Annotated in this window: 9 protein-coding genes; 5 read left to right on the top strand and 4 right to left on the bottom strand. The window is 50.6% G+C overall.

Annotation, left to right across the window (positions count from 1 at the left end; translation table 11 throughout):
* Positions 1 to 156: 156 nt before the first annotated feature.
* On the bottom strand, positions 157 to 555 hold the full coding sequence (locus tag Q399_RS0105250) for a c-type cytochrome (protein WP_031566321.1): 399 nt from the start codon (positions 553 to 555) through the stop codon (positions 157 to 159).
* Between the two features lie 554 nt (positions 556 to 1,109).
* Between Q399_RS0105250 and polA the strand changes: the two genes are divergently transcribed.
* The gene (gene polA / locus Q399_RS0105245) at positions 1,110 to 3,899 is read left to right on the top strand and encodes a DNA polymerase I (protein ID WP_031566318.1); all 2,790 of its coding nucleotides are present in this window, start codon (positions 1,110 to 1,112) and stop codon (positions 3,897 to 3,899) included.
* Positions 3,900 to 4,720: 821 nt separating this feature from the next.
* Here polA and yihA read toward each other — a convergent pair.
* On the bottom strand, positions 4,721 to 5,353 hold the full coding sequence (gene yihA, locus Q399_RS0105230) for a ribosome biogenesis GTP-binding protein YihA/YsxC (RefSeq protein WP_031566317.1): 633 nt from the start codon (positions 5,351 to 5,353) through the stop codon (positions 4,721 to 4,723).
* 196 nt (positions 5,354 to 5,549) lie between these two features.
* On the opposite strand from yihA, the gene Q399_RS0105225 reads away from it, so the two are divergent.
* The 3 genes from Q399_RS0105225 to Q399_RS0105215 all read left to right on the top strand — a co-directional run bounded on the left by Q399_RS0105225 (position 5,550) and on the right by Q399_RS0105215 (position 7,860).
* Positions 5,550 to 6,152 carry a c-type cytochrome gene (locus Q399_RS0105225; protein WP_245612834.1) on the top strand — a complete coding sequence of 201 codons (603 nt, stop codon included), beginning with the start codon at positions 5,550 to 5,552 and terminating at the stop codon, positions 6,150 to 6,152.
* Positions 6,153 to 6,803: 651 nt separating this feature from the next.
* Positions 6,804 to 7,385 (top strand): Der GTPase-activating protein YihI, encoded by a 582-nt coding sequence (yihI, locus tag Q399_RS0105220; RefSeq protein WP_031566313.1) that lies wholly within the window; start codon positions 6,804 to 6,806, stop codon positions 7,383 to 7,385.
* A gap of 4 nt (positions 7,386 to 7,389) precedes the next feature.
* A complete protein-coding gene (locus tag Q399_RS0105215) occupies positions 7,390 to 7,860 on the top strand; it encodes a DUF2489 domain-containing protein (RefSeq protein ID WP_031566311.1) in 471 nt (156 codons plus the stop codon).
* Between the two features lie 58 nt (positions 7,861 to 7,918).
* On the opposite strand, the gene Q399_RS0105210 is transcribed toward Q399_RS0105215, so the two are convergent.
* Positions 7,919 to 9,199, bottom strand: a complete 1,281-nt coding sequence (locus Q399_RS0105210; protein ID WP_031566308.1) for a metal-dependent hydrolase family protein — start codon at positions 9,197 to 9,199, stop codon at positions 7,919 to 7,921.
* A 119-nt stretch (positions 9,200 to 9,318) separates the two neighbouring features.
* Here Q399_RS0105210 and hemN point away from each other — a divergent pair, with 119 nt between their 5' ends.
* Complete coding sequence (gene hemN / locus Q399_RS0105205; RefSeq protein ID WP_031566305.1) at positions 9,319 to 10,680, top strand: oxygen-independent coproporphyrinogen III oxidase; 1,362 nt, start codon at positions 9,319 to 9,321, stop codon at positions 10,678 to 10,680.
* Positions 10,681 to 10,702: 22 nt separating this feature from the next.
* Here the strand turns inward: hemN and Q399_RS0105200 are convergent, their stop codons facing one another.
* Complete coding sequence (locus tag Q399_RS0105200) at positions 10,703 to 11,230, bottom strand: DUF1285 domain-containing protein (RefSeq protein ID WP_031566303.1); 528 nt, start codon at positions 11,228 to 11,230, stop codon at positions 10,703 to 10,705.
* Positions 11,231 to 11,247 lie beyond the last annotated feature (17 nt).

Raw genomic sequence — 11,247 nt, 5'->3', positions numbered from 1 at the left:
GTTGACGACTTGTTGGCAATAACATGGTTTTCAGTAAACCGATTGCAAGCAGCTCACAGTTTATGGCGCTGCGATCTGCGACAAATAGATGACAGCAGCGTAGCAATAACAATAAAAAAGGCCGCCCGCGGGCAGCCCATTGATCAACACAGCAGCTTAAATGCCGTCAGTCATAAACTTAATGGCATTTAAGATATCATCATCTGAACAATCACCACATGTACCACGTGGTGGCATCGCCCGGATCCCGTCGATCGCGTGTTTGTGCAGCGTTTCCATCCCTTGTGCCAAACGCGGTTTCCAGGCTGCAGCATCACCTTTTTTCGGTGCGTCTAATGCGCCGGTAGCGTGACAAGCAAAACAAGCGCCCTGATAAACCTGCTCACCGGTACGAGGACCCGTTGGTTTTGCCGCCACAGGTTCGGCACCTGCCAGATAAACCTGCCCGACTGGGGCAATGCGCGCTTTCAGTTCTTCCAGGCTTTTGTCTTCAGCCGGTGTTTGCGCCAGCACTGCAAAACTCAGCATGGCCACAGCAACAGTGATTTTTTTCATTGGTCGGGGTCCCCGGGGATTAAATGCCTTACAAAATTCAGGGCATTATAGCGTTGCGCCAGTAAATTGTGAAAGCCCTGCGAATCAACATCTGTCGCATCGTGGTGATCTTAAACAAAAAAGCGGATCTTTCTTCGGATCGGGGCGGATCCCTAATCGAACGCATCGAAATTAGCACTCCGAATCAAGCAAATTATTTTTGTTTTTTCTGCTTTGCATTCGCTGTGGTTGTGGTAGTCTGTTTTCCCGTTGACTGGTTTGTGTCGCAAATTTCGATACACCTTTTACAACAGCCAACGGCGTGGAAAAACTGTTTTCCACACACAGGAAGTAAAGAATAATAACAAGGGTCTGGCTGTCTCCCCCTTCGTTTTTTCTTAATAAACATCATCTTAGCCTCAAACTGCCGGATAAATCCGACGGTTCGCTTACTCGTTCACAAAATTTCTTCACAGACATATTCACAAGATATCCACAACTCGGACCAACCTGTATCGCTGGTTGTCCGGCTGCGCTTGTGGCATTCTTGCTAAAATTTCTCCGGAGCTCCTGCTATGCCGCAGATCCCTGCTGATCCCTTGATCCTGGTTGATGGTTCTTCTTATTTATTTCGCGCTTATCATTCGCCACCGCACCTGACAAATTCACGGGGTGAGGCCACCGGCGCCATCTATGGCGTGGTCAACATGCTGAAAAGTTTGTTGCGCCAATACAATCCAAGCCAGATGGCGGTCGTCTTTGACGCGAAAGGCCCGACCTTCCGTAACGAAATGTACGCCGATTACAAAGCTCATCGCCCGCCAATGCCGGATGATTTGCGCAGTCAAATCGAGCCTTTACACCACATCATTCGCGCGATGGGATTACCACTGTTGTGTATTTCAGGGGTGGAAGCGGACGATGTGATAGGAACGCTGGCAACTGAAGCCAGCGCTCAAGGTCGGCATGTTTTGATCTCGACCGGTGACAAAGACATGGCACAGCTGGTCAATGCCCATGTAACCCTGATAAACACCATGACCGACACTATTTTGGATCCGGAAGGCGTCAAAGAAAAATTTGGTGTTGGCCCAGATCTCATCATCGATTTTCTCGCGCTGATGGGCGACAAAGCCGACAACATCCCCGGACTGCCCGGCGTCGGTGAAAAAACTGCACAGGCGCTATTGCAGGGCATTGGCAGTATTACAGATCTATACCAACGGCTCGATGACATCGCCACCCTGAATTTCCGCGGTAGTAAAACCATTGCAGACAAATTACGCGAGCATCAGGAACAACTGGAGCTGTCGTACCGGCTGGCGACAATCAAGATCGATGTCGATTTGCCGCAAGCTTTTCATCAACTCCATATCCAGCCTGCAGATCTGACGCAGTTGGCTGAGCTCTTTGCACATTGTGAATTTAAACGCTGGCACAGTGAGATATTGTCCCAGCAGAAAAATGCCGGAACAAACACATCGGTTGCGACTGAAGAAGCTGTTGCCAGCGCCGTCAGTGCTATCCCGGCAAACGCAGCCTCTGCTATTGACCGTAGTCAATACCAGACCATTTTAAATGACGCGGATTTCCGCCAACTGCTGGCGACATTACAAAACGCAGCACTGGTCGCCTTTGATACCGAAACCACCAGTCTGGATTACATGCAGGCGGAACTGGTCGGTATGTCATTTGCCGTGGCTCCGGGCCAGGCCTGGTATTTGCCGGTCGGCCATGATTATTTAGGTGCGCCGGAGCAATTGCCGCTGGCTGAAGTCCTGAACTCTCTGAAACCCTGGCTCGAAGATACAAAAGCGGCCAAAGTCGGGCAGAACCTCAAGTATGATAAAAGTGTACTGGCCCGCTATAACATTGAATTACAAGGGATTGAGTTCGATACGATGCTCGAGTCTTATACTCTAAACAGTGTCGCCGGCCGTCATGATATGGACAGTCTGTCTGAACGTCACTTGCAGCATCAACCAATTTCCTTTGAGGATATCGCTGGCAAAGGCAGCAAACAACTGACTTTTAATCAGATTGAGCTGGAAAAAGCTGCCGAATACGCCGCTGAAGATGCAGATGTGACCCTACAGCTGCATTTAGCAATGTGGCCACAGCTGCAACAGGCGACAGGCCCGGCGCAGGTGTTTCGTGCTATCGAAATGCCGTTACTCAGTGTGTTATCACGGCTGGAACGCAATGGTGTGCTGATTGACGCGGCACTGCTCGGTAAACAAAGTGAATTTCTGGCCGGACGTATCAGCGAACTGGAAGCGCAGGCACATCAGGTCGCCGGTAAAGTCTTTAATTTGTCTTCGCCTAAGCAACTGCAGGAAATTCTGTTTGATGAGCAAAAACTGCCGGTGCTGAAGAAAACGCCGACCGGCGTACCTTCTACTGCTGAAGAGGTATTGGTTGAACTGGCACAACAATATGAATTGCCCCGTGTGATCATCGAGCACCGCAGCCTGACTAAGCTCAAATCCACTTATACCGATAAGTTACCGCAAAGCATCAATCCGCAAACCGGTCGGGTGCATACCTCTTATCATCAGGCGGTGGCAGCAACCGGTCGTTTAAGTTCGACTGAGCCGAATTTACAGAATATTCCGATCCGCACCGAAGAAGGCCGGCGCATTCGTCAGGCTTTTATTGCGCCTGCCGGCAAAAAAATTCTGGCGCTGGACTACTCACAAATTGAACTACGCATCATGGCGCATTTGTCACAGGACAAAGCGCTGCTGGAAGCATTTGCACAAGGCCGCGATATTCACCGTGCGACTGCGGCAGAAGTGTTTGGCGTGCCGCTGGCCGATGTCAGCAGCGAACAACGCCGGCGCGCTAAGGCGGTCAACTTTGGCCTGATTTACGGTATGTCAGCTTTTGGTCTGGCGCAGCAACTCGATATCAGTCGCGGTGAAGCACAACATTATGTTGATACCTATTTTGCCCGCTTCCCGGGTGTACTGGCGTATATGGAGAGGACACGGCAGCAGGCGCATGAACTGGGCTATGTAGAGACGCTATTTGGCCGCAGGCTCTATTTGCCGGAGATCCAGAGTAAAAACATGGGACGGCGTAAAGGCGCCGAACGTGCTGCCATTAACGCACCGATGCAGGGTACCGCAGCAGACATTATCAAACGTGCCATGCTCAGCGTCGACGCTTACCTGCAACAGCAGGATCCGGCTGGGATCCTGATGATTATGCAGGTGCACGATGAACTGGTGTTTGAAGTCAGCGAAACCGAATTGGTCAGGCATCAGGCAGCGCTGGTACAGCTGATGCAAAATGCGGTGCAACTGGACGTGCCGCTGCTGGTTGAGGCAGGCTCCGGTGATAACTGGGATCAGGCGCACTAGCGCACCTATAACGTTTCACACAACAGTAACAGCGATAGGCAGGGTAATCGCAGGCTTTGAAATTTTTGAAATATTTCAGAGAGCTGCTGAACTTTCCTCGGGATGATGACTCAGAGTAACTGTGAACATGTCCCGTTCCTGGTACGACACCCATTTAGCCCTGGCAATTTGCCGGGGTTTTTTTTACCTTTTTCATTGGGTCACAATCGAAAGTACTACCAAGTGCACTGCTAGTTCTGCTGCGGTCAGCCAGATTTTCACCATACTCTGTTGTGCTACTCAGACATTTTTACGACAAAAGGTTGTTTTATTACGAAATTCCTCATCAAGGCGAAAAAAACAACAAAAATTGTAGTTTTATTACGTAAACAGCTTGCTTTTTAATCCGCGATGCGTAAAATCGAAAACGTAGGGTACAGAGGTAAGATGTTCTATCTTTCAGTAGTTTCAGACGTTAGTCGTTGATTCTACATAGAAAGTAGGCTTATTTAGCCGCCCCACTGCTTGCAGTGGGGCGTTTTTTTTTGTCTTTTTCTGAAAATTAATTAGATTTTTTAGAGCAAATACTTCAAACATACAAAAATTGCTGTATAATGGCCCTGTCTTCTTCGTAAGACACCCTGTTGATTTGAAATTTATTGAATAGCTTCTCCCCGTTTGCTATGCCGGCAGTTCTCTGAACTGCCGGTTTTTTCTTTTTGGGGCTTCGCATGCGGCAAAGGTGACACCGCTGTGTATCGATGAATGGATTTGAACAGGGCTTAAATTGAAAACAGGACCTGGCGACTTACCGGGTCCTGCCGCAACCAGAGTAGTGGCATTTATTCTGCGTCGGTAACCCTGGTGGTTTCTCCGCTAAACCACCGATCCAGCACTTGCTCCAGCTCAGCCAAACCAATTTTGTTTAATGAGCTGAATGCTTCGACAGTCACATCCCCCATAAAGGCCAAAGACGCTTCGCGCACTTCCAGCACGGTCTTTTTGCGAGGACCGGGGCTTAGTTTATCTGCTTTGGTCAGCAGAATGAGCACCGACAAGCCGGATTGAACCGCCCAATGCACCAGTTGCTGATCCAAATCTTTCAGTGGATGGCGGATATCCATCAGCACGACGATGCCTTTCAGGCTTTGACGCTTCATCAGATATTCACTGAGCGACTTTTGCCACTTTTCTTTGACTTCCAGCGGCACTTTAGCAAAACCATAGCCTGGTAAATCGATCAGTCTTTTGTTTTCAGTAAGATGAAAAGTGTTGATCAACTGGGTGCGGCCCGGCGTTTTACTGGTGCGGGCTAAACTATTTTGCCGGGTCAGCGTATTCAGTGCACTGGACTTGCCGGCATTTGAGCGTCCGGCGAACGCCACTTCAATGCCAGAATCATCCGGCAAAGCCCGGATATCGGGGGCGCTGGTCAGAAATCTCGTTTGCTGGTAGTTAAATATTGCTTTGTACACGTCATACTCCGGACTCAAATTTGGCTATAGTTTAGCGGAAATCAATAATCTGCATAAGTATTGGGATTTTCTATCAGCAGGTTTCGTGTAAAATAGGCATAAAAAATAGGGTTATTATCTTCTAAGCCTGTTGCAAGTTGGGCAGGGTCACGCAGAACAGAGACAATTAAACATGAGAAAAATAGCAATTCCATTCATGCTTTTATTAGGGCTGGCCGGTCAGGCAGCTGCGGTTGAGGGCAATGTTGAAGCAGGTAAAGCGAAATCTGCCACCTGTGCAGCCTGTCACGGACCAGATGGTAACAGCCCAACTGATATGTATCCAAAGATCGCCGGGCAACATGCCGGTTATATCTATAAGCAGTTAAAAGACTTCAAACAAGGCGCAGCGACAGGCGGGAAAGAAGGTCGTAGCAATGCGGTCATGGCTGGTATGGTCGCAGCGTTGTCTGACGAAGATATGAAAGATTTATCCGCGTATTTTGCTTCACAGACCATGAAATCTGGCACCACGCCGGAAGACGTGGTGGAAGCGGGCCAAAAATTATTCCGCGCCGGTGATATGCAACGTGGTATTCCAGCTTGTATTGCCTGCCACGGTCCACGTGGTGTTGGTCACAGCCTGGCAGGTTTCCCGAAAATTTCGTTCCAGCATGCCGCTTATATTAAAACGCAGCTGGAAGCCTTCCGTGCCGGCACCCGCGCCAATGACCTCAATGGTATGATGCGTGATACCGCACACAAGCTGACAGATAAAGACATCGAAGTGCTGTCAAAATATCTGGGCGGTTTACACTAATCCCAGTCAGCATCAGGAAAAAACCGGACTCCGCTCCGGTTTTTTTATTTTCCACCATTTGGATTTGTGAGATATGTCTCACAAGCTGCGTGCGAAATAAACCCAAAACAAATCAGCAATAACCGACTCTTTGTCGTATTTAATCCGGCAAATAACTGAATTTATTTGACATTAATTTTTGGTTCATTTTTTTTCTGATTTTTTTTTAATCATAGTATTGCCATTCCGGCCAATCAGAGTAAATTAAACCCCGTTACTTTTAGTAACAACTCGACAAAACGGAAGTTTTGCATGGAAAGCAGCAGTGCTTTAGTACATTTGGAAGGACATCGTCACTGATGTCGGCGTTATTAACGCAAGCTCCACGGAAGACGAAAAAAGTATTAGGACGATCGCGAATAACAATTTCTGCACGGAAGCGACGCAACAATATACGGAAACTGCTCAGACAGGGTGTCTGCCACAGTTAGGATGACATAACAAAATTCAGTGCTGCTTGCACAAACTTTCAGACGGCGATGGCTTCAGGTTATCGCCGTTTTGTTTTTCTACGCGCTCCATTGCGCACTTCAATCGACTGTTGCGGAGAAAGCCTTGGGCTTTCCGGCAAAATCTGGTTAAAATACGCGCCCTTTTCTACAGGTACAGACCATGACACGCATCAAAAAGTCCCGCACAACAGGCCCGATCGGCAGCCGCCATAAACCTGCAGCCGAAGCGCGGCAATCGCGCGAGCGCCCGGTCGAGACCAAGAAAAAAGGCGCTGGGTTAAAATCCGGCAGCCGCAATGCACCTGTGCAAGAAAAACCACAGCACAGCGGTCAGACCAACAAAGACCCGCGCCATGGCAGCAAAAAGCCTATCGCTCTGCACGGCAATGAGACTGAGCAGCAACTGCTGCAACAAATGGCCGACTTAAAGCCCAAAGCGCAGCTGGCCAAAGTTAAAATCGCCCCATTAGCGCCCGAGCAGGAACTTGCCGCACTGGAGCAGGATGAGAAACTGCTGGCATTGGTTGAACGCGTCGAAAACGGTGAAATTCTGACCGGAAAAGATGCGAAATACTTCAATAGCAAAACCGCCCGTCACGCGGAATTACTGACCTTGTTGGGTCTGGACGATGAAGAAGCGTCAGACGAAGCCGAACAAGATACCCCAGAAGACATTGAAGAGTTAGATCCGCTGGCACAGTTTGAACGTACCGACTGGCGTAAAGACTTATTAGGCGAATAACTTGATGGCGATTTGGTGGGGACTGCTTGCGCTGGGCGTGTTGATTGTCAGCGTTTTGGCTTTTTATCTGGGCCGCTTATTGTCGCTCCTGCAAAAGCAAAAGCTGCAACAACAACAGGCGCAGGCTGAGCAACAACGTAAACAGGCTGAACATCAGCAATATCTGCTGGACAGTATTGTGCTGATTGGCCAGGCCACGTTAGAAGACCAGTGTGAGTTATCCGAAGCAGGTTTGCGTATCTGGGTATTGCTGGAAAACCTGCAACCTGAACTGGCACAGGCCTGCCGTTACCCGGGATTATTTGCGATGTATGACTGCGTCAAGGCGATGCCGACGCACGAAGCCCGCAAAGCGCTGGACAAAAAAGAGCTGCGCCACCTCGATCACATCCGCCAGCAAACGGAAATTCAGCTGGCCGCATCGATCAAACAGGATATCCGCCAGTTACTGGAAATTCTAAAACCGGTCCACTAGAACCTGCTCTCTAAAACGAAAAGCCGCATCGCTGCGGCTTTTTAGTTGCGGCAATCCGTTACTGCTTATAGACCTTGCCGGCCTTCATCACAAAACTAACTTTGCCCATCACACTGATGTCCTGCAGCGGGTTGCCCGGCACCGCAATAATATCGGCCATTTTGCCGGCTTTCAGGCTACCGAGGCTTTGCTCCATCTGCAGCAATCGCGCGCCTTCAATAGTCGCACTTAAAATCGCCTGATGCGCCGACATGCCGCCTTCAGTCATATAAACAAATTCGCGCCAGTTGTCGCCGTGCATACCGACGCCTGCATCAGTACCAAAAGCGATTTTCACCCCAGCTTTTTGCGCTTTGGTAAAAGTGGCCTGAATCAAAGGCCCGATAGTGGCGGCTTTTAACCGCACCATTTCCGGGAAATAACCCGGCTCTTTGGCTTTTTCCGCGACAAACTTACCGGCGCTGATGGTCGGCACAAAATAAGTGCCGTGCTGTTTCATCAGCTTGATGGTGTTATCGTCCATAAAAGTGCCGTGCTCAATCGACGTGACACCGGCTTTTATCGCCCGCTCCATCCCTTCTTTGCCATGCGCATGCACGGCAACCGTGAAACCGTAGTCTTTCGCCGTGCTGACAATAGCCGCCAGTTCTTCGTCGCTGAACTGGGCGTTCATGCCACTTTTAGCCACGCTGAGCACACCACCGGTCGCGGTGATCTTAATCAGGTCGGCACCTTCTTTGTAGCGTTGCCGCACGGCTTTACGCGCATCATCGGGGCCGTTAATGACCCCATCGTCCGGACCAGGGTCACCCATTCGCAGATAAGCCACGCCATTGGTCGGATCAGCATGGCCACCGGTGGTGGCAATCGATTTACCCGCCGTGAAAATACGCGGGCCTTTGGTGTAACCGGCGTTAATGGCTTTACGCAGCGCCGTACTAATCAGATGGCTGTCGCCTAATTCCCTTACTGTGGTAAAACCGGCCAGCAGCGTCTTTTCGGCATAGGTCGCCCCACGCAGTGCCACGTCGGCTTCATTCATCGTGAAACCTTCGCTATAGGCGCCCGGGCTGCTCTGATAGGAAAAATGCGTATGCATATCCATCAGGCCCGGTAATACCGTTTGTTTGGATAAATCAATCAGGGTGTCGGTGGCGGCAGGCTGACGATAACCGGCTTCAATGGCTTTGATCTGATCGTTTTCGATCACCAGCGTTTGTTTTTGCAGAATTTGTTCGCCTTCTGCGGTGATCAGAGTGCCGGCGTGGATCAAAGTGGCCGCCTGACCGGCCAGCGGTAACAAACCGGCCAGCAGCATTGCAGTAGTTATTTTGTTCATGGTTGTTCCCGGGTTATGAGGCTTGGCCTCTTATTGAAAGTCCAATCTGTTGTGTTGGATCAATATGCACTTCAACACAGTCTTTATACTGACGCCATTTCCGCTGTGGCAGATGCGATATGATGACGACATTTTGGGACGAAGCCCTGATTAAAAAATATAACGTCAAAGGCCCCCGTTACACCTCTTACCCGACCGCGTTGTTGCTGCGTAGCGGTTTTGCGCCAGAACGCGCCTTACAGGCACTGCACGACACTGGTCCGGCACTGAGCCTGTATTTGCATGTGCCGTTTTGCCGCGAACTTTGTTATTACTGCGGCTGCAATAAAGTTATCAGCCGCGATCAGAGCAAAGCCGACCGTTATCTCGACGCACTCGCCACTGAAATGGCCTTGTACCAAGACGCCTGCGCCGCCAAACAAGTGCATCAGCTGCACTTTGGCGGCGGCACGCCAACTTATCTGGATGAAGCCCAGCTGCGTCGCCTGATGCAGCTGCTGCGGCAGCATTTTCAGTTTCTGCCGGACGCTGAACTCAGTATCGAAATTGACCCGCGCAGTTGTGACGTTGAAAAGCTGGCATTATTACGCGAGCTGGGTTTTAGCCGCGTCAGCTTTGGCGTGCAGGATTTTGACCTGCAGGTACAGCAAGCGATCAACCGGGTGCAGCCTTACAGTATGGTGGAGGATCTGGTCAAAGCGGCGCGGGCTTTAAACTTCCGCTCAGTGAACCTGGATTTGGTCTACGGTCTGCCGCATCAGGCGGTGGAGAGTTTCGGTCAGACTTTAGCGCAGGTGATCAGCCTCGACCCAGATCGGATTTCGCTGTTCAGCTACGCGCATCTGCCGGAGCGCTTCGCGGCGCAGCGCAAAATTCCCGATGCAGCTTTACCCGGTGCCAGCGAAAAACTCGCGCTGCTGGCACTGGCGCTGGAAACACTGCAACAGGCCGGTTTTGTCGCTATTGGTATGGACCATTTTGCCAAAGCGACTGATCCACTCTGTAAAGCGCAGCAAGCGCAACAGCTGACCCGCAATTTTCAGGGCTACAGTGTGGATGCCTGCGATGCCTTGCTCGGGCTTGGCGTGTCAGCCATCAGTCAGGTCGGCAATTTGATCTGGCAACAACAAAAAGAGCTGAAGCACTATTATCAGGCGCTGGAGCAACAGCACAGTCTCGCCATCGATAAAGGCCTGACCTTAAGCCGCGACGACCAAATCCGCGCTGACTTAATCGCCCGCATTATGTGTAATTTTGTGCTGGATACCAAAGCGCTGGCGCAGTACTGGCAGATAAATTTTCAGGATTATTTCGCTGCGTCGCTGGCGCAGCTGCAGCCATGCTTCGAAGACGACTTGGTGCGCTGGCAGGGCGATAAGCTGGAAGTAACAGAGCGCGGCCGGCCATGGGTGCGGATCATTGCAGCGGCTTTTGACGCCTATCTAGTAGCGCAGCAACAGAGTTATTCAAAAGTGATTTAACTGGTCTTGCGGCTCATATACGTCAGCCGAGCCGGCAGCAATAGTCGCCGCTATACAACACGTAGTGGCGCTCACCTTCAACGATTTGCTCCTGCGCTTGTTCAGCCAGCTGGTAATACAAAGTCCGGCTGAATTTGGCGCGTAAGCCGCGTTTGAGTTGCAGATATGGCAACAACTGCCCACTGCCGGCTTCCGGCTGCAGCAACAGCGGATAATCCGGCCCCGCGATAAAACTCTGTTGCAGGTTAGTGGTCAGCTGCAAACGGCCATCTTCCAGCCACACCGCTTCGACCAGCACAAAAGGCGCATCATCGACGTCAATCTGCACCTGCTCGGCTGGTGTTGTCAGCAAATATCGTCCATCAACACAACTCAGTACCGCGGCAAACAGCCGTACTAACTCGGGCCTTTTGATCGGGCTGCCATGAAAATACCAGCTGCCGTCGCGGTCAATCCGAATGGGTACAGTGCCACAGAACGCCGGTTGCCATAGCTCCAGCGGGTATTCAGTGAGGCCACCAAGCTGACGTTGTAACGAAAACAGATCCATTTCTTACCTGAATTGCG

It is taken from the genome of Rheinheimera texasensis DSM 17496, assembly GCF_000711985.1.
Classification (GTDB): Bacteria; Pseudomonadota; Gammaproteobacteria; order Enterobacterales; family Alteromonadaceae; genus Pararheinheimera; species Pararheinheimera texasensis.
The sequence above is the reverse complement of the archived record's forward strand: the minus strand, read 5'-3'. Positions and strand labels throughout refer to the sequence as shown.